General features: G+C 59.1%; 21 protein-coding genes. 14 read left to right on the forward strand and 7 right to left on the reverse strand.

From position 1 onward, the window contains the following. Positions 1-213 precede the first annotated feature (213 nt). The 3 genes from NL112_RS20880 (at position 214) to NL112_RS20890 (ending at position 3,042) form a co-directional block, all read left to right on the forward strand. Positions 214-2,085 (forward strand): plastocyanin/azurin family copper-binding protein, encoded by a 1,872-nt coding sequence (locus NL112_RS20880; protein ID WP_255152769.1) that lies wholly within the window; start codon positions 214-216, stop codon positions 2,083-2,085. 12 nt (positions 2,086-2,097) lie between these two features. Continuing rightward, entirely contained in the window at positions 2,098-2,604 is a 507-nt protein-coding gene (locus NL112_RS20885; RefSeq protein ID WP_255152770.1) for a redoxin domain-containing protein, read from the forward strand. A gap of 114 nt (positions 2,605-2,718) precedes the next feature. Then, entirely contained in the window at positions 2,719-3,042 is a 324-nt protein-coding gene (locus tag NL112_RS20890) for a DUF7853 family protein (protein WP_255152771.1), read from the forward strand. A 6-nt stretch (positions 3,043-3,048) separates the two neighbouring features. Here NL112_RS20890 and NL112_RS20895 read toward each other — a convergent pair whose 3' ends face one another. Beyond that, entirely contained in the window at positions 3,049-3,762 is a 714-nt protein-coding gene (locus NL112_RS20895; RefSeq protein ID WP_255152772.1) for a DUF547 domain-containing protein, read from the reverse strand. Positions 3,763-3,775: 13 nt separating this feature from the next. Further along, the gene (locus NL112_RS20900) at positions 3,776-5,203 is read right to left on the reverse strand and encodes an FAD-dependent oxidoreductase (protein WP_255152773.1); all 1,428 of its coding nucleotides are present in this window, start codon (positions 5,201-5,203) and stop codon (positions 3,776-3,778) included. A gap of 726 nt (positions 5,204-5,929) precedes the next feature. On the opposite strand from NL112_RS20900, the gene NL112_RS20905 reads away from it, so the two are divergent. Next, positions 5,930-6,853: a sulfite exporter TauE/SafE family protein gene (locus NL112_RS20905; RefSeq protein ID WP_255152774.1), complete on the forward strand. Its 924-nt coding sequence runs from the start codon at positions 5,930-5,932 to the stop codon at positions 6,851-6,853. 9 nt (positions 6,854-6,862) lie between these two features. On the opposite strand, the gene NL112_RS20910 is transcribed toward NL112_RS20905, so the two are convergent. Further along, positions 6,863-7,201 (reverse strand): DsrE family protein, encoded by a 339-nt coding sequence (locus NL112_RS20910; protein WP_255152775.1) that lies wholly within the window; start codon positions 7,199-7,201, stop codon positions 6,863-6,865. Positions 7,202-7,351: 150 nt separating this feature from the next. On the opposite strand from NL112_RS20910, the gene trxA reads away from it, so the two are divergent. After that, a complete protein-coding gene (gene trxA / locus NL112_RS20915) occupies positions 7,352-7,693 on the forward strand; it encodes a thioredoxin (protein WP_255152776.1) in 342 nt (113 codons plus the stop codon). 105 nt (positions 7,694-7,798) lie between these two features. On the opposite strand, the gene NL112_RS20920 is transcribed toward trxA, so the two are convergent. Continuing rightward, complete coding sequence (locus NL112_RS20920) at positions 7,799-7,921, reverse strand: hypothetical protein (RefSeq protein ID WP_255152777.1); 123 nt, start codon at positions 7,919-7,921, stop codon at positions 7,799-7,801. Positions 7,922-8,551: 630 nt separating this feature from the next. Here NL112_RS20920 and NL112_RS20925 point away from each other — a divergent pair. From NL112_RS20925 to NL112_RS20940, 4 genes are all read left to right on the forward strand, one after another. After that, complete coding sequence (locus NL112_RS20925) at positions 8,552-8,836, forward strand: PadR family transcriptional regulator (protein WP_255152778.1); 285 nt, start codon at positions 8,552-8,554, stop codon at positions 8,834-8,836. 9 nt (positions 8,837-8,845) lie between these two features. Further along, positions 8,846-9,154: a hypothetical protein gene (locus tag NL112_RS20930; protein ID WP_255152779.1), complete on the forward strand. Its 309-nt coding sequence runs from the start codon at positions 8,846-8,848 to the stop codon at positions 9,152-9,154. Positions 9,155-9,456: 302 nt separating this feature from the next. After that, positions 9,457-10,581 (forward strand): DUF3179 domain-containing protein, encoded by a 1,125-nt coding sequence (locus tag NL112_RS20935; protein ID WP_255152780.1) that lies wholly within the window; start codon positions 9,457-9,459, stop codon positions 10,579-10,581. A gap of 115 nt (positions 10,582-10,696) precedes the next feature. Then, positions 10,697-11,179 (forward strand): hypothetical protein, encoded by a 483-nt coding sequence (locus NL112_RS20940; protein WP_255152781.1) that lies wholly within the window; start codon positions 10,697-10,699, stop codon positions 11,177-11,179. 34 nt (positions 11,180-11,213) lie between these two features. Here NL112_RS20940 and NL112_RS20945 read toward each other — a convergent pair whose 3' ends face one another. After that, complete coding sequence (locus NL112_RS20945) at positions 11,214-12,191, reverse strand: DUF3179 domain-containing protein (RefSeq protein ID WP_255152782.1); 978 nt, start codon at positions 12,189-12,191, stop codon at positions 11,214-11,216. A 90-nt stretch (positions 12,192-12,281) separates the two neighbouring features. Here NL112_RS20945 and NL112_RS20950 point away from each other — a divergent pair, with 90 nt between their 5' ends. The 3 genes from NL112_RS20950 (at position 12,282) to NL112_RS20960 (ending at position 14,943) form a co-directional block, all read left to right on the forward strand. After that, positions 12,282-12,692 carry an arsenate-mycothiol transferase ArsC gene (locus tag NL112_RS20950; RefSeq protein WP_255152783.1) on the forward strand — a complete coding sequence of 137 codons (411 nt, stop codon included), beginning with the start codon at positions 12,282-12,284 and terminating at the stop codon, positions 12,690-12,692. A gap of 87 nt (positions 12,693-12,779) precedes the next feature. Then, positions 12,780-14,231 (forward strand): radical SAM protein, encoded by a 1,452-nt coding sequence (locus NL112_RS20955; protein WP_255152784.1) that lies wholly within the window; start codon positions 12,780-12,782, stop codon positions 14,229-14,231. A 4-nt stretch (positions 14,232-14,235) separates the two neighbouring features. Then, positions 14,236-14,943, forward strand: coding sequence for a class I SAM-dependent methyltransferase (locus NL112_RS20960; protein WP_255152785.1), 708 nt, complete (start codon positions 14,236-14,238; stop codon positions 14,941-14,943). Positions 14,944-14,967: 24 nt separating this feature from the next. Here the strand turns inward: NL112_RS20960 and NL112_RS20965 are convergent, their stop codons facing one another. Then, complete coding sequence (locus tag NL112_RS20965; RefSeq protein WP_255152786.1) at positions 14,968-15,630, reverse strand: class I SAM-dependent methyltransferase; 663 nt, start codon at positions 15,628-15,630, stop codon at positions 14,968-14,970. A gap of 99 nt (positions 15,631-15,729) precedes the next feature. Next, positions 15,730-16,413, reverse strand: coding sequence for a haloacid dehalogenase type II (locus NL112_RS20970; RefSeq protein WP_255152952.1), 684 nt, complete (start codon positions 16,411-16,413; stop codon positions 15,730-15,732). A 118-nt stretch (positions 16,414-16,531) separates the two neighbouring features. Here NL112_RS20970 and NL112_RS20975 point away from each other — a divergent pair, with 118 nt between their 5' ends. Both NL112_RS20975 and NL112_RS20980 read left to right on the forward strand, forming a co-directional pair. After that, on the forward strand, positions 16,532-16,954 hold the full coding sequence (locus NL112_RS20975; RefSeq protein ID WP_255152787.1) for a hypothetical protein: 423 nt from the start codon (positions 16,532-16,534) through the stop codon (positions 16,952-16,954). A gap of 244 nt (positions 16,955-17,198) precedes the next feature. Next, positions 17,199-18,635 (forward strand): dihydrolipoyl dehydrogenase, encoded by a 1,437-nt coding sequence (locus NL112_RS20980; protein ID WP_255152788.1) that lies wholly within the window; start codon positions 17,199-17,201, stop codon positions 18,633-18,635. Positions 18,636-18,721: the final 86 nt, after the last annotated feature.

Consider the following 18,721-nt stretch of genomic DNA (forward strand, 5'->3'; position numbering starts at 1 on the left):
ATCGGTGCCCTTGCAGGGTGTAATACCCAACAAGGAAACGAGAACACTCCGACACAAACAACGACCGCAACGTCCACCCCGACGACGACATCAACGTCTAGCGGGGGCGACGCGCCACCGGGAGCAGACCAGCTCGGTGGCCCGAACGATCTTCAGACTTCCGCGACGGTGGAAGCGACTGTCCTATCGTCTGACCAAGGTGCTGGTCAGTACGTGAACACTCCGGCTGTCGTCTGGATCGAGCAGGGTGCGACTGTCACGTGGGATATTGCGGAGGGAAGCCACTCAGTCACAGCGTATCACCCGGACTACGATCACACGCTTCGCATTCCAGAAAACGCAGCGCCGTTCGATTCGGGGATCCTCTCGTCAGGACAGACCTTCGAACACACGTTCGAAACGCAGGGTGTGTACAATTACTACTGCCGACCACACGAGGGGCTCGGAATGGTCGGTCTCGTCATCGTCGGCGGACCACAGGGCGGACCCGGAACCACTGCCACGGATAACGTCGGACAGAGCACAGCTGCCCAGAAGCTCGCACGGTTGCTCGATGTCGCAGGTATCTCCGCCAGTGATGGCGAAGGAACCAACGCGTACGCCTGGCAGGACGCTACCTGGGACTCTTACTGGTACTCGTTATACAATATGAGCACCAATATCGCCATGAGCGGCAACGGCGTCCTGTTCCCCCACAACGAGGAACAACAGCAGGCCTTCAACCAGCGGGTCCCCGCGATGCTCGAGCACGCGGACGTGGACAAACCTCCGATCAAGAATCCGAACCTGAACATGGCCGCGTTCACGAAGGGCGACCCGCACTTTACCCAACAGCCCGTCTTCGATGCAGGCGATGGGCGGCCTGACGCGTCGACCCTGAAGTGGGACATGTCGAAATCCTCGAAGGTCGTCAGTCCGTCCTCAGTCGCGTGGACGCACCTCAAAGGGGTCACCTGGGCGAAGAACTTCCAGTCGCACTTCGAGACGCTCCCGCCAGAGATCGCTGCAAAGTTCCGCGCGCAGATGCTCACCACGCTCGCCCAGATCGGAACGAATGCGACGCTCATCGGTGGCGGTCCGGACGGAAACGGCGCACTCACGAAGGGCGACTCGTTGGAACTCGTCTCCGGGTTCCGACCGGCCGACGGGACGGTCGTCGACGAGACAGCCCGTCCCAACCACCATTCGGCGATGCTGTGGTTCCTCTCCGATCTCACGAGCCTCGCCCAGAACGGCTGGTTCGGTTACGCCAATCCGGAACCGCTCATCCCCAAGGGGAAAATTCAGCAACTGACCGACGGGCTAGCCAAGACGACGATGAACCTGTTCAGCCCCGCGAACGTCGTCGAGATGGGATCCACGAGGGACCTTGGACAGATGCTCGGCACTATCGGCTGGTACGGCACTCATTCAGGGAGCGACGACCTGCAGTCGTCGGCTGCAAGCTACGCTGATAACCTCGCAGCCGAAGTGGAGGCACACCTCTCCGACAACGGGCAGGTCGCTGACGGTGCCGAGAACCAGGCCGCGACGCAGGGGGCAATCGGACAGGGTCTCCTGTGGGCGTCTCAGATCGACGGCGTCGACCACCAGAGCCTCGCAGCTGACGTTCTCGGCTACCTTCTGGACGATCTCTGGGACGACCAAGCCGGAACCTTCGCGTCCGGAACAGATGACGCGACCTACCGCATCACCTCGCGAGACGCGGGTGACGTCACCGGAGGCATCAACGCGGCCGACGCCGTCCTCGGTGAGGACATTCAGGACGTGTACGCCCAGTACTTCAATCAGACGTTCAACAGGGGACGTCTCCAGCGAGCCGAACGACCGAACAGCCGCGACGAAGCTGCCGAGTTCACGCTCCCGCTCCCGCCCGCTGCTGGCGGAGAGTACGGTCAGGCAGCCGTGTACAACGACGTCGTCGAGTACGACACCAGTGCTGACGAGTGGACGGTCGCCGACGACATGTTCACGACGTCCTGGGCGCTCTACACGGCGAATCAGGATATCTGGATTGGAAGTTGGGCCGGAGACTTCTTCGGCGGTCGCGGAGTCCCTGGCCAGAGCGACCAACCGCCACAATAGGAGATACCATAGATGCTACACGAAGGTACGACAGCGCCCGACTTCACGTTGCCCGGAACGAGCCCGACCCAGGACGAGACGCAGGTCTCGGAGTTCACCCTCGAGAGCGCCCTCCAACGGGGACCAGTTATCGTCAATTTCTATCTATTCGATTTCCATCCCGAGTGTACCGAGAATATGTGCGAGCTCCACGATCTCGCCTGGTTCGACCTCGATGAATCTATCTCGGTGTTCGGTATCTCCACGGATCGCTCGTTCAGTCATCGAGCGTTCGCCGAGGATGAGCAACTCGCGTTCGCTCTCCTCTCGGATAGTGACGGGAGCATCGCCGACGCATACGACGTGTTCTACGAGGAATTCAACGGCCACAAACAGATCGCAAAGCGGTCGGTCTTCCTCATCGACACGGACAGAACGATTCGGTATGCCTGGTGCACGGAGGATCCGACCGTCCAACCGGACTGGTCCGCGGTCAAGGAAGCCCTCGATCAGCTGAAAACCGTCGAAGGGACGGCCTGACGTGACATCACCTCACCGTCTAGTAACGTGGTTTCGATGAGGTTGGCTCAGATTTAGGTACGTCCGGTTCCAATGAGTTACCAGAAGTAATCCAATAACGGTGAGAAACTAACTATGTCCGTTGAAACCAGCTCCGCACCCGCGTCCGAATTCGAGTTCACGCTGAAAGAGCAGTGGGCAATCCACCAGGCATTCCTCGATTACATCGAGGTGGCCACGAGAGGCGACACCGACCTGCCACAGCCGACCATCGAGATCACGATCCTGGAGAAAATCGAGGATGGTGACTTCTCGTTCACCGCGTTCGAATTGGACCGACTCCGGTACGAGTGCGACCACCACGCGACGTCCGAGTACGCTCCGGAGAGAGACCGAGAGCCGGCACGCTCCGTCGTCGAAAAGATCGATAGCCGATGTCAGGCGAGTGTCGGTCGCTGACCGGCCCTAGTCGATCTGCTCGCGATACATCCCTTTGTGAAGCGTCCAGTCGTACTGTTCGTATCGGACGCGGGGACGGGCTTCGGCCTCAATGACATCGTACCGTTCGAGAAACTCGTAGATGCCGGATCGGCCGCCGAAGTCCCCGCGGTAGTAGAGGAACAGGCGGGTTACCCAAAGTTCGTCGTCCTCGCTATGATACGTCGACGACTGTTGGAGGAACGACCGGGTACTCGTCTCCAGTTCGCTGTCGATGTCGCTCGCCGTGTACGCGACGATTGGCGGACAGCTCTCCGCGCCACAGTTCAGTGCAAAATGAATTCGAGGATCGACCTCGGGGAGGCGGTGACTACGCTCGAAGTCGCTCGGAAACGGACGGGGGATGTATCCGAGCCCGTATTTCCACTTCGACGACCGGAGAATCCCATGTTCGATATCATCGAGGCTGAGCACCGCCCCGGCGATATCGATACGGTCCTCGCCGAAGAACCGTCGCTTGCTCTCGTAGAGAGATGGATCACGCTCGAGGTCGTACTGGACGAACGCGTTGTAGAGATTGAGCCAGAACGCCGTGGCAGCGTCCTCGTTCTCACCAAGCGCAGTGAGTCGAGATTCGGTCATCTCGGCGATCGTCGATCGGTAGGCGTCTGTCGCGTCACCGTGTTTGACGGCAGCGAGAAACTCGTGAGAGAGTTTTGCGAGGTCGTGGGGGTCACTCATCGCTCGAACCCACTCACGTGTCGGCGAGCGTGCCGTTCAACACCTTCGCCGCGACGAGCACGGGATCCCAGACCGGACTGAACGGTGGTGCGTAGGCGAGGTCGAGCCGCTCCAATTCGGAGACGGTCATATCCTGATCGAGCGCCGTTGCGAGTGTGTCGATACGGATGGCAGCCCGATCCTCGCCGACGATACTGCCACCGAGAAGCCGGCCAGTGTCCCAATCGGCAGTCAACGTGACCGTCGTCTCCGCGGCTCCCGGGTAATAGCCCGAGCGAGACGACGCGGTGATCGTCTCCGACACAGGATCGAATCCAGCCGCTCTCGCTCGGTCGTGATCGAGGAGGCCAGTTCGGCCACACTCCATGTCGAACGCTTTCACGACTGCCGTTCCGGCGATATCGCCTACCAGAGTCGGGGTTCCAGCGATCGTCTGTCCGATCGCGCGGCCTGCGCGGTTGGCGGTCAGCCCGAGTGGCACCCAGTCGGAAGCCCCGGTCACGGTATGGCACATCTCTGCACAGTCACCGGCGGCGTAGACATCCTCGACGTTCGTTCGGCCGTAGTCGTCGGTCGCAATGGCTCCAGACTCACCGAGTTCGATCGCCGTCTCACCGACGAGCTCCGTGTTCGGCTGGATGCCGATGCCGACCAGTACGAGATCGGCGTCGACCTGCTTGTCGTCGGTCGCGACTCCTGCGACGTGTCCGTCACCGACGAGTTCGTCGACTTCGGTGGCGAGATGGAGCGTAACGTCGTGCTCGCGGAGCGTTTCCGCGACTTGGTCCCCAGCAGCGTCACCGAACGGCGATAATAACCGGTCGGGGCGCTGGAAGAGATGGACGTCGAGGTCGTGAGCGCAGAATGCCTCTGCCATCTCCACGCCGACGTAGCCACCGCCGACGATAGCGGCAGACTCCGGCGGATCCATGGCGGCATACGTTTCGACGCGCTCCCTGTCGACGTATTCACCGTCGATGTGTGCTGCCTCGGTGTCCGCCGGAGGCGTGAGATACGCGCGGAGTGCTCCGGCGGCGTCCATGCTGTGCATCGTGAACACACCGTCGAGGTACACTCCGTCAAGCGGCGCAGACACGGCGTGCGCTCCCGTGGCAATGAGGAGGTCGCCGTACGGCTGTTCGAATCGACCAGCTTCGCTCTCAACGGTAACTGTTCTGGCGGCCGGGTCGACTGCCACGACCTCGTGGCGGCGGCGTAGATCGATCTCTCGTTCGGCAATCTCGTCGGGCGAGAGCGAGAGCAAGTCAGTGAGAGAATCGACCTCGCCTTTCACGTAGTACGGCATCCCACAGTGAGCATAGGAGACCCAACTGCCCTTCTCGAAGACGATTACTTCCCGATCCGGATTCTCGCGCTTCAGTTTGCTCGCCGCACTCAGGCCGGCGGCGTCGCCACCAACGATGACGAATGGCTCGGTCATATGGACGTCGTGACGTCGAACACAGGTAACTATACGAGTGAGGTCGAAGTAACCACGTTTACCCTGATGACTATTGTCGAGCCGTGTTGAGTGGTGTGGGGACGAATTGGATTTCCTTGTATCCGAAGACATCGTCGTACCCGCACTCCGAAATCAGGATTGGGACGAACGATCCGCCACGAATGCTTCGTCGCCAGTCATCTCGTCCGTCGTTCCCTCGTCAACCTACGCGAAGTTCTCGACGCACAGGTCGTAGGAAATGCTAAGGGGATTTTCAGTGACCTCATCGAGCTGGTAGAAGGTCGATACGTCGTGGATCGACGCATCGATGAAATCTATCGAATCGGAAGCGTAGGCGCCTGTTTGTAGTGATTCACAGAAGTTTGCAGAGTTTCTAAGGTCACAGATGCAGATGTGTTGAAATCGAGGTGACTGATGTAGAGTGTGAGGTCAGCAGCTCTGATTACGGCAGAGCAGCGTGTTACCGATGGGTGAGACATGAGTGGCCAATATTTTGCCGCTATCTATGCTACTCTCTCTCTGCCGTTTCATACGAATAACTGGCCCTAGATGACCTGTATCCGTTCTTTTCTGAGTTGTTAGTGTTCGGGGTTTGGCCGTATATTACCGGCGGAGACAGGAAAAAGGGTACTGGAGTATAATCTGGAATGGTAGACCAAGTGTTCCACTCAGCAGTTGAGTGTTCTACAAACGCTTTGATTCAATATGAGTTCACCCCAATCCCAACTCGACGCGGCACAATTCCTTGAGAATTTGCGGGACTTACGATACCGTGAAGTGATGATGGTCGCGGCGACCCTCGCGGTAGTCACCGGGTCGATCGTGTTCTTCCCCGGCGTGGACAACATCACGAAAGGCGTGCAGTCGAACGTCTCCGTCGGTCTCCTCGGGTTGTTCGTCGTCGTCGCGATCGTTGCCGGTGCGGTCAAGGGAATGATCGGGTTCGGATATGCTCTTATCACGACGCCCATCTTCGCGTCGGTAATCGATCCGACGCTCGCGGTGGTCGTCCTCGCAATTCCACCGTGGATGATCAACATGTTCCAGATCGGCGAAACCGACACAGGATTTGGGTTCATTCGCGAGGAATGGGTGTTACTGGGCCTCGCCATCATCGGGTCGATCCTTGGCGTATTCTTCCTCGCACAGTTCCAGACAGGTCCTATCGTTCCGTTCCTCATCGGACTCATCATCTTCGGATACGTCGGCTTTCAGGTCGTGCAGAACTTCGTGACTATCGAGGAGGCGCATCATCCGATCGGCCTCAGCATCGCTGGATTTTTCGAAGGATTCCTGCTGGCCGCCGCCAATCTCGGTCCGCTGCTGCCGGCCTATTTCCACACCTTCGAGCGGGACATCGAGCGGTATATCGGTGGACTCTCGATGGTACTGGGGACGATTTTCACGGTTCGGATTCTCCAGATGGTGTTTTTCACAGATCTCATGACGACCTATCGCCTCTGGCTCGGGTCGATCATCGCAGTCGTTACGATTGTCGGGCTTCTGCTCGGGACGTACCTGCGACGACTGGAGATCGATGAGGAGAGATTCAACTGGTTCGTCATCGGACTTCTCTTTCTCATCTCGCTCAATATCTTTCGGAACACGATCCCAGCGCTCTTCCTCTAATCGGTCTCTTCAGGGTTTCAGATACGCATATCCGTCAGCTTGTAACCGGGACAGTTCGCCCACACCCGACGACACGAGTTCAACGCCATCGATGAGATCTGCTTCAGTAACACTCGTTCCCTTGATCGTGTTCCTGCACTGTTTGAACTGAACGCCCCGTTGCTGTAACTCGGCAACCCGTTCGCGCTGCGGTGAGTCTTCGAGTAAGAGAGTGAGTCCGCCACTATTCGCGACGAGTGCGACCGCATCTAGATCGATAGTCTCGTCGTCAAGGAGATTTGCAATATTCCCGACTACACGGTCATGCAGCTCCGGATCGTCGTTTGAATGGTGGAAAACCACGTTCATGAACTACGGTTTGAACACGTCACAGCAAAAGAATTCATTCGACGGCAAGCTCGGACGGCAGACACGGTCTGACAGGCAGATAACCGTCCAGTAACGGAATAACGAGTGGGTTCGCGAAGGTCTAACACTCGGTATCACGAAGAACGTGTGATGGCGGATAGTTCCACCCAGCCGACCGATGAGTCGGCCTCATCAGCGGACCATATCGAGGGAGAAGACACATTCGACCGGTTGGTCGACAACGAAGCCCGCGTTCTCGTCGACTTCTACGCAGATTGGTGTGGTCCCTGTCAGCTGATGGCCCCGATCGTCGACGAACTCGCTGCCGAGACCGAGGTGCCGGTCGCAAAAGTGGACGTCGAAGAACTACCACAGGTCGCTGCGCGGTACGGCGTCAGCTCGATTCCGGCATTCCTTGTATTCGAAGAGGGGGCGGTCGAAGAGCACCTCATTGGGATGCAAAATAAGGAGACACTCGCACAGACGATCTAGTGACGCACGACTTCAGGACAGGTGGAATCACCGGCGTACCTATCGCTGAAGAAGTCGCGAAACGAGAGGATGTGGAGATTGACGAACTAGAGCCACCACTTGGATTTAGTCTCCCATGTCGTGTTCTTCGCTCGCGTGGGTCTGAAGGTCCTCTTCTGTATCGAAGGTCGCTCCGCACTTGCCACATTCGAACTCTTCGTCGTGATCGTGGTCGTGATCGTGTGCCATACAGTACCATAGATGAGGGCCAACGTCTTGAAGATAATCTGTGTAGTTCGTTACCGGGTTACGTCTTGCTCACCTAGAGCTCGATCCACTCCTGCGTCCCGAAGGGAATCTCATACTCGATATCCCGACGGTCGTAGACTGCGCGTGAGATTCAGATATCAAGGCGATACAGCGACCCTGTGACAGCCGTGAGCGCCATTTCAAAAGTGCGGGGATGACGCCCGTTCTGGCTCCGTCGCGATGCCAAGCGTCTCACCGGTCGGCACATCGACTCTCGAGAGCACATCCGGTAACACGATCGACACCTTTTGTCGATTCATCTCCTCAATCAGCTGTCGGGCCGGGTCTCGCACGTCGCCGCTGAGTCAATAGCCGATGAGTGCGTCGACGAGTACGTCTGGGTCATCCACTATTGCAAGTCCGCCCGTTCCAATACCAGTCGAAATCGCTCTTTGTTGAGAATACGGAACTATTACGCGGGAGGGTCAGTCAGTTGTAATGGACGTGTATGCCCATGTGAGTGAGCTGGGAGTACAATTTGCAACCGGGACAGTGGAAGACTAGCTACTGGAGAGTTACCACTACGTTAGCGGAAATTGAAGACAGTTGCTACCGATTGTTGGATAGGAGATGTACGATCTCACAGCGTTTCAACGCGATCTCCTCTACGTTATTGGTGGGTTCGATGAACTCTATGGGCTTGCAATCAAAGATGAACTGGAGGGATACTACGAGGGTGAAATTCACCACGGTCGTCTCTATCCCAACCTGGATTCGCTCGTCGAGAAAGGCCTCGTCAATAAAGGACAAATAGACGATAGAACGAATGCATACACGCTAACGCGTCGGGGGAAGCAAGAGCTGAAAGCCCGCCGTGACTGGGAACAGCAGTATATCGATCTACCCGATGGGTGACGACCCGAGATGCGCGAATTTACGAAGCACCTCGATCAGCCAGTAAATCTACAGAGGCTGCTCACAGAACAGGGGATAGAGTTTCTCAATGTAAACGAGACCCGCCTCATCGTCCTCTATCAAGGCGAGGTGATTCAGCTAACGGTTGCCAACGGTGAGATGAGCAACGCTCAGATACTCCGGGGGCGGATTTGGGAGACTCCTCAAAGTTCGACAGACGATTGGGAGGAGTTTATTAATCGATTCACCGACCGGCTCGGTGAATATCTGGAGCAGCGATCTGGTGATGAGGCTAACGAACCCCGGGATTCAAAATAGGTCAGGAGCGAGTCCTCTCCCCCCTACTCAGTAACAAACTGCCATCAGCTCGTCGCTCATCAAATGACGAGAGCTGGACGCGGTTCGTGAAAGAGGGGCACAAGGGAAGGGGGAGAGGGGGAATCGGCATCGGGGGTCCAGAGCGCGTGACACTGGCTGCCGATTCCATGTCTACGTCAGTATTCGAGATGTATAATCTCACGGCAACCAGCCAGTAATGGACTGAGCATCCCGTTACTGTGGATATGGAGTTACGTCGTGGTTAGGGCGGAGTTTTGGCCGTCCGGAACAAATGATAACACATGCAGCGACTCGTGACCCGGAGAGCCGTTCTTGCTGGCGTCGGAGTCGCTTCCCTCTCCGGATGCATCGGTAGTAGGCAACCTGGAACCCCTGGGGACACGTCGGCGAGTGGAGCGCCGGAAGAGGGCGGGCAATCACGTACTGGAGAGAACATGCCGCCAACGAAAGCAGAACAACTACTGCTTCCGATGGAGCCATCATCGCTCCGAGAACACGCAGTGTCCGGTGGGCCACCGAAAGACGGGATCCCCTCGATCGACGAGCCAAAATTCGTCTCCGCCGAGGACGTTTCAGGACAGATCAAACCAGATGATCCGGTCTTCGGTCTCGCGACAGAGGGGACGGTGAAGGCCTACCCACAATCGATCCTCGTCTTGCACGAGATCTGTAACGATATCGTAGATAACACCCCTGTGAGCGTCACGTACTGTCCATTGACAGGAACCGCGATGGGATTCGAGCGCGGCGAGACGATGTTCGGCGTCTCCGGACGCCTCGTGAACAACAACCTCATCATGTACGACAGAGCGACGGAGACGTGGTGGCCACAGGTACTCGCGACCTCGATCCCCGGGTCGTGGAACGAAGACCCACCAATCCGGTCGCTACAGGAGTTTCGCGTCATTTGGACGACGTGGGAGCGCTGGGTAAGCAAACACCCGGATACGCAGGTGCTCTCTCGCGACACGGGATACGCTCAAAACTACGATCGAGACCCGTACGGGTCCTACAATCCGCGCGGCGGATACTATTCACAGGAAGCAGCCCCGATGTTTCCGGCACTTTCCGACGACGATCGCCTCCAACCCAAGACGGTCGTCATCGGCGCTCGAACGAATAAAGGCGCTGCTGCCTTCGAGAAGCGGACGCTCAGAGAGACGAAGCTCATCGAGGGCAAACTGGGCGAGACGCCCGTGGTTGCAATCTACGAACCTGAGCTCGACACGGGCTACGTCTACCAGAATCCCGAACGCCAACAGGTCCAGTACCAGGACGGACACGTTGTAGACGGCGCTGGGGACACTCATTCACCAGAGGCGCTCCCCTTGGAACGGATACACGCCTTCGACGCGATGTGGTTCGCCTGGAGCGGCTTCTATCCCGACACGACCCTATATGCCTGAACCCAGTCATCCCACCATGATTAGTAGCGACGTAGGGATATTCGGTCGGACAGGTGCGGCCCTCAGAGTTGCGGGAGGGCGATTGGATTCGCGCAGTGTTTTATTTGCGGCTGGAGTGAGCTATCTCGTCCTGTATCTTCTCACAGTGGGCGACCTCTCGTTCTCCAGCGGCGGAACTGGTCCGCTCACGATTCGAACCGTCGACGACCTCTCGCGTGCGTTCGCCAGCCTCGGGTTCTTTCGGTTCGGCGCAATCGCTGTCGTCTCACTCGGTCCACTCACGTACCTGTTTTCGCCGCTCAATCTGCTTGTCGCTCTCGTGCTTTCGAGCCTCGTCGGCGCGAACGTCGCGCTCACGTATCTCGGTCTGGTTCAACCGCGCGCCTGTGGGTTGGAATCCTCGACTGGTATTCTGGCCGGCATCCCCGCACTGCTGTCCGGCGCTGCGTGCTGCGGACCGACAATTCTTCTCGTGATCGGCGTACAGGCCAGCGCCACGATTATCACGGGATTCCAGCTACTGATACCCATCGCAGTCGTCCTCCTCGTCGGCAGCCTCCTGTTAGTCGGTCGCCAAGTCAATCCAGCCCTCCTATAGGCCGAAATCGGTTACCACAGTGGCAGGGACGTCGTCAACCAGGCTGATAGAAGGAATCGGCTCCGTGGTCGTCCTGCCACGCAAACGCGAACAAGCGCCGGGCTGATAGCCGCTCAAGTTGCCGCCCGTCCGCAGCGCGACCGGTTGCAGGATTCCAAGTCGTTCCGTCGGCGACGACCTGGTTCTCGGTGAATTCAAACGATATCCCAGGGTCCTCGAACCCGTGGATACCGTCATCTTCAGTCGCGAATACAACGATATCTCGGTCTCCGACCGTAGTCTGTACGACACCACCGGCTGCTCTCACGCGAGTCAGCGGGAACCCGAGTACGACGTCATCGACTTCGATACCGAGAACGACAGTCTTCGGGGAGAGGTCGTCATCACGGTTCCACTCGCGGCTGGTACCCGTTCCCCGGTGTGCGGCGAGCCCGAACCCCTCCCGAGAGAAGTACGCATCGTACGGTGAGGTGTCGTATTCGATCGATGCAGGCGAGTCGTCGGCGCTCGCGGCTTCGCTCTCTCCACCCGGTGGCTGGAGCACGATGCCGTCGGGGTACGACTTCCGAAACTCTTGCCAAGGAAGCAGCGTTCCTGGACGAACAGCGAGCGAATCGCCCTCGAAGGTACCATTGATACATTCGCCACTGGACTGCTTCCACTCGCTGCCGGTCTCGCGGTCGTACATCACGAGGTCGTCGTCGGCAAGCTTTCCGGAAACACCGAACTCCAACGTGTGCCCCTCGTGACGGCGGTCATAGACGACGGCGCTCCCACAGAGCGGGCACCACGTCACAGCGATTGGATCGCCACCACCGGTCTCCCCGTCGGCGTCGAGTACGTCGTTGACGATTTCGTGATAATGGAGGTACCGTACCGGGTACGCACGGGGTCGCCTGGGACCTTCGACCACGACGACTACATCGTCGGCATCGCCGTCGTACGTGGCACCGAAGGACGGATCGTCAACGCTCGGAATCGCATCCTGCGGAATCACTTGACAGACGTTCACACCCACGGGTAGACATCAGTCGGTAATAGCACCAACGCCACAAGTCCGAGCGGGGAAACGACTTTGCCTCATACGCAGAAGAACTCGAGTATGAACGTGGCGTTCGTCTGTATCCAGAACGCGGGACGGAGCCAGATCGCGACCGCGTTCGCGAAGCGCGAGCAGTCGCGACGTGGGCTCGAAGACGAAATCGAGATCGTCACGGGCGGGACGCGCCCGGCAATCTCACTCCACGACGTGGTCATCGAAGTCATGGACGAGCGCGGCATCGACCTGCGCGACCGGATACCGCGGAAGATCAGTAAGGAAGAGCTCGCCGACTGCGAGTACGTCGTGGCGATGGGTTGTACCGCGGAGGGTGTCTGCCCAGCCGCCTGGAGCGAGACGAGTATCGACTGGGGGCTGGACGATCCCGAGACAATGGAACTCGATGCAGTCAGAGATCTCCGTGACAACATCGAAACACGGGTCGAAACGCTGTTCGACGAGATGGCCCAGTGAGAGGACAGCCGGTCTCCGAAGACGCATACACAGAGTTTCCTCCAGGTAACTCCCACATTTACCCGGTTCGTGTTCATTGTCGAACGCATGTCCGAAGAGCGTACGCACCTTTCGTCTACGACGAGTCTCTGTCCGACATGTCTCGAACGCGTCCCCGGCACCTACGAGGCCCGAGACGACGCCGTCTTTCTCAGGCGATCGTGTCCCGACCACGGAACGACGAGTCGAAAAGTGTGGGAATCTCTCGATCACTGGCGCTGGGCACGACAGTTCGGCCCCGAAACTGACGTCGCCGACGATGGTGGCTCCGATACCGGAGATCCGACCAGCGACACTGGCTGCTGTAGTGGGGGGACATGTTCGAGCGGGGGTGGCCTACGGGTCGACGGCGATCACGCCTGCCTCGCCGTCGTCGAAATCACGCAGGACTGCAACCTCTCGTGTTCGTATTGCTTTGCAAGCTCCGGCCCGGGCGGGAAGCAACTACCGTTCGACGAGGTCGTCGACTTGCTCGACACTGTGCGGGCCGAAGGGGGGACTCGTCCGATCCAGTTCTCCGGCGGCGAACCAACGGTCCACGACGACCTTCCCGAACTCGTCGAGCGAGCGCGAGAGATGGGGTTCGAACACGTCGAAGTGAACACGAACGGCATCGAGCTCGCGACCCAGCAAGGATACGCCGAACGGCTCGCCGACGCCGGCGTGACCGCGATCTACCTCCAGTTCGATGGTGTCACACGCGACACCTACGAAACGATCCGGGCAGTCGATCTCCTCGAGATCAAACACGAGGCTATCGAGGCATGCCGGGACACGGGCCTCCCCGTTATCCTCGTGCCGACGGTGGTGCCGGGAACGAACGACGACGAGATGGGCGACGTCGTCCGGTTCGCCCTCGACAACCTCGACGTGGTCCAGTCGATCAACTTCCAGCCCGTCGCGCACTTCGGTCGCTACGCCGAGAACGAGGGCCGGTTCTCGCTCGACGAGGCTGCCCGGCGAGTCGCCGACCAGCTCGACGGGCTCGAACCCCAGGACTTCCTGCCCGTACCCTGCTGTTCGTCGTACTGTCAGATGAGTACGGCCCTCGTGCCGAACGGGGAGGAGGGAGTGGTCCCGCTCACGGGGTTGCTCGACCTCGATAACTGGGATACGCTCTCTGGACTCATCGACGAGGCCGACTGGATGGAACTGCTCGCTGGCACCGCGGCCGGTCGAGACACTGTCGAGGTCGCGAGCACCTGCTGTGGATTCGAGGTTCCCAGCGCGGGGCCCGTTCTCCCCGTCACGCTCACTGGATTCATGGACGCCGACGCAGCAGATGTGGACCGCCTCGACAACTGTTGTATCTCTGTACCGACGCCTGATGGCGATCTCGTTCCGTTCTGCGCGTACAACATGACGACCGAGGACGGGCGGTACGCGCTCCGGAACCGCCACGGCTGGGGTGGTCGGGACAAGGTTGAGTCAGACGGATCACGTGCAACGGCCCCTGTCTCTGAAGGCGAGCCAGCCACCACCGGTTCCGAGGACGACTAACACTATGCAACAGCCACTCGACGCTATCCTCCGTGATCCGTGGCAGATCCTCGGGATGGTACTGGATGGGCCGCTTCATCCCGGGGGGAGGGAGGCCACGGAGACGCTGTTGGACCGAGCCGGAGTAGACGAGCAGACACGACTTCTGGATATCGGCTGCGGTGCTGGCGATTCGCTCCACGTCGCCCGCGAACGGGGCGCTCGCGCCATCGGACTCGATCGCGAGCCACCGGGTACAGATGCCGTCTGCGGCGACATATCCGCGCTTCCGTTCCGCGACGACAGCTTCGACGTGGTGCTCGGGGAATGTGTCTTGTGTCTCTCGCCTGCTCTCGATCAAACCCTGGGTGACGTCAACCGTATTCTCCACGCGGGCGGGCAACTCGCCCTGTCGGATGTGACGGTCACAGGCGACACACCGGACCTGCCGCCACCGATCGACGAACTTCTCTGTCTCGATGGCCCTCGCGACCGAGACGACATCTGCCAGGAGATAGCGAGTGCGGGCTTCGAGATCGACGACGTGCAAACGCACCGGGAGGATCTCTTGGAAATGCGTGATCGGTTGCGGGAAGCGCTCGATCTTGATCGACTCGTTGACGTGCTCGGTGACCGGGGAACACAGCTCCGAGACGGAGCCAGCCAACTCGAAACTGCCATCGAGGCAGGGCAGGTCGGCTACGTCTCGATCGTCGCGACCAGCCAATCGTGATCGACCGCACGGATAGCTGGCTGATCACCTGTGGCTCTTTCGAGCGCAGGCGACGAGTATCGACCCAGCGTTGAACGTAGTGACGTCCACAGTTCCGAACTCCCGCCGTAGGGCGGCCACCAAGTCGACCTGGGGTACCCAGTTCGTGGCCGATTCGGCGATTGGGGTGATGATCGGGTTGAGAAGTGTCCACGGAATCCGCTGGAAGAGTTGCGCATCCAGAACAACGACACGACCGCCGGGCCGGAGTGCGGTCTCGATCGACCTGATTGCCCGTTCCGGGTCGGTAACAGCACTGAGTGACATCGCGGCGTAGGCTGCATCGTGCGTGCCATCCGAAACCGGAGGGCGCCGTGCATCACCCCGCAACACGTGGACGTTTTGCCATCCCTTCCGTCGAATCCGATCTCGAGCCGCGTGCGTCATACCGCGACTTGCGTCGATACCGACGATCGTCCCGTCCGGACCGACGGATTGCCGTAGCGATTCGAAGCTGTTCCCCGTGCCACAGCCGATTTCGAGAACCGATTCGCCCGGCGTGAGATCGAGCGTCTCGATAGCCAGGTGGCGGAACTCTTTCTCACGGCCGAGAAATGCCATCTGATACAGAAGATCGAGTGCTCTCGGATGTCGACTCCACCAGTCGTAGATTCGACCCCCGTATTTTGTGTCGGTGCCAGTACCCATCTGTTGTGTACACACACGAGGAAGGGGCGCTACTTGATTCTCGTCTCTGCAACTTCGGGGAACAACTGGAAGGAGCAAGACCGCAAACCAAGAGAGAAGTTACACGTCGAGTTCGTCAGCGAGATCGTAGAAGGTCTCGACGGTCAGATCTGGTTCACCGCCGAAGGTCTCCCAGGGCGCGCCCTTTCGATCGACTCGAACACCCTGCATGCCAGCGTGTTGTGCGCCCATGACGTCGAACCAGCCAGCCGTTACGTGGGCGATTTCGTCGATCGGTGTCCCGGTGCGGCCAGCAGCGTGGCGGTAGAGAGCGGCGGCGGGTTTGAACATTCGGATCTCGTCGGCGCTGACGGTGTCTTCGATCAGATCGCCGATATCCGCATGCTCAACCATCGACTCGAGCATCTCTGGGTTTCCGTTCGAGACGACGTAGCAGCCGTAGCCCCCATCCCGCAACCGTTCGATGCCGTCGCGGACGTCGTCGAAGACATCGAGTTCGTGGTAGACCGCGAGGATATCGTCGCGCTCCTCCATAGTGAGGTCGACACCGTGCGCGTCAAGCGCGTACTGGAGGGCGTCACGGTTCATCTCGTAGAACGGCTGGTAGGCGTCGATTTGGTTCGCGACGAACGTGTACTCCAGCGACCGCGCCCGCCAGAGGCGGGACACTGGTTCTGGATCGGCAACACGATCAGCGAGTGCCTTCTCGGCTGCATCTACGTCAACGAGCGTGCTGTACGAGTCGAACGTAATTGTCGAAACACGGTCGGTGTCGAAAGCCATCATCTACTGTACCGACGTCACGAGTGATAGTATTCCGCGTTCCAGACCGCTTGGTGACTTCGAGACACGGACCCGAGCGTCACGACCCTCTTTATAGCTCGCGTCTATTCACGTCAATATGGTTTCCAACACGCGTCTGTACGGTGCAGCAATCGCGTTCGTATCTGGATTATACTCACTCTGGAGCGCGTCCACGGCGTCACGAATGATGACCAGCAGCTGGCTCATGGGCGCGCTCGGCGTCGTCGTGCTCGTCCACGGCGCACTCCTTCTCACGGACTATGCGAACCGACTCGGGACTACCAGTGGTCAATTGATGATTGTGTATGCAGTAGTGATGCTCCTCAATCAGGCTCTTCTCGGAACTGGAATGATGGATGACGGCAGTAGCATGGGAATGAACAACGGGATGGGGGGAAGCGGCATGACTGCCGGAATGGGATGGGACGCTGGGATGGTCGCCCTCGCCGTGTTGATGCTCGCCAGTGGCCTCATTATGACGCGAAATGGATCAATGAATACAGCCTCTAGTGGGATGTGAGACCAACCCAGCTGAATATCCTGATGGACACTCGATTCCATACCGCAACTGTTGTGTTCTTCCCTTGGTTGCCGAGTTCTCCCGGGAGAGATCTATCCGAATACCGAGACGTCATCGTTCGATTTCGAGGATCAGATTGAACTAGTCACGCCGTCAGAAACCCAAAAGTCAGTCATCGAAGCACGTGTCGCCAGTTACTCAGTCGTAAGTGGGATTTCATTAGTCAGGGGCGGTTACTACTCGTATGGAGGAATTCGACTTTCTGGTAATCGGTTCGGGCTCCGGGCTCGATGTCGCGAACGTAGCGGCGAATCAAGGACAATCCGTCGCTGTCGTCGAAAAGGGGCCGCTCGGTGGGACGTGTCTCAATCGGGGCTGTATTCCCTCGAAGATGCTGCTCTATCATGCTGATGTCCTCGAAACAATCGAACGGGCCGGCGAGTTTCACATCGATGCGGACGTGTCCGATGTCGCATTCGCCGACATCGTCAACGAGGTAAACGAAGAAGTGGACGCGGACGCGGAGTCGATCCGCAGCGGCCTGCGCTCGTCCTCCCAGCATGAGTTGTTCGAGGGCACGGGCCGGTTCGTGGACGATCGAACCGTCGAACTTGTCGACGGCGACGACGAAGGAACGCGGCTTCGAGCTGAGACCGTGCTCATCGCTGCAGGCACTCGACCGTCGATTCCGGACATCGATGGAATCGAGGACGTGAACTACCGCACGAGTACAGAGGCTCTTCAGTTGGAAACCCCTCCGGACCACCTCATTATCGTTGGCGGCGGCTACATCGCTGCCGAACTCGGACACTTTTTCGGCACGTTCGGGAGCGACGTGACGATTATCGGGCGTCGGCCGAATCTCCTCCCGGATGCCGACGGTGAGGTTGCCGAGGCCTTCACCGACCGATACGCTGACCGGTTCACCGTCCAGACGGGGTACACGGCGACATCGGTCTCCGAGGGGGGTGGCGAGATAACCGTCGAGGCCAGACCGTACGAATACGGAGACGACGGCGGCGTGGTGGATGACGGGGATGTCGTGACTGCAACTGGAGACGAACTGCTGATCGCAGCGGGGCGCGTGCCCAACTCCGATACGCTACACCCGGATGCGACGGGAGTCGAGACAGACGAGCAAGGGTTCATCGAGACCGACGAGTATCTGCGAACTACCACCGACGGCGTGTGGGCGCTCGGTGACATCGTCGGCGAGTACCTGCTCAAACACAGCGCGAACCACGAAGCGCAGGCAGTCGCCCGTAATATGTTCGGTAGCGACTTACAGCCAGTCGACTACACGGCGATGCCCTTTGCCGTATTCGCTGCTCCCGAGGTCGCGGGCGTCGGCGTCAGCGAGGAAGAACTCCAGGCAGCGAACCGTGAGTACGCCACGAACACATACCGCTACGAGGACACGGCTCGGGGCGATGCGATGAAGGCCGATGGATTCGTGAAGGTGCTCATCGACCTCGAGGGGGAGATTCTCGGCTGCCACATCATCGGTCCGGACGCATCGTCACTCGTCCAGGAGGTTGTCGTCGCAATGAAAGCCGGCTCGGGAACGGTCCGAGACATCCGGTCCTCCGTCCACATCCATCCCGCACTCCCAGAGGTCGTGCAGCGAGCGTTTTCCGGCCAGTTCAGTCGTGGTGACGACGGACACCAGCACCAGCACTGATCACGTCGAGTCCGGGATTACTGGTCTGTAACTCCGTTACGTGTCGGTTCGCGCGAGTTTTTCAGGCTGACTCTTCTACATGGAAT

This window comes from Halorarius halobius (assembly GCF_024298865.1).
In the GTDB taxonomy this organism is placed as follows: Archaea; Halobacteriota; Halobacteria; order Halobacteriales; family Haloarculaceae; genus Halorarius; species Halorarius halobius.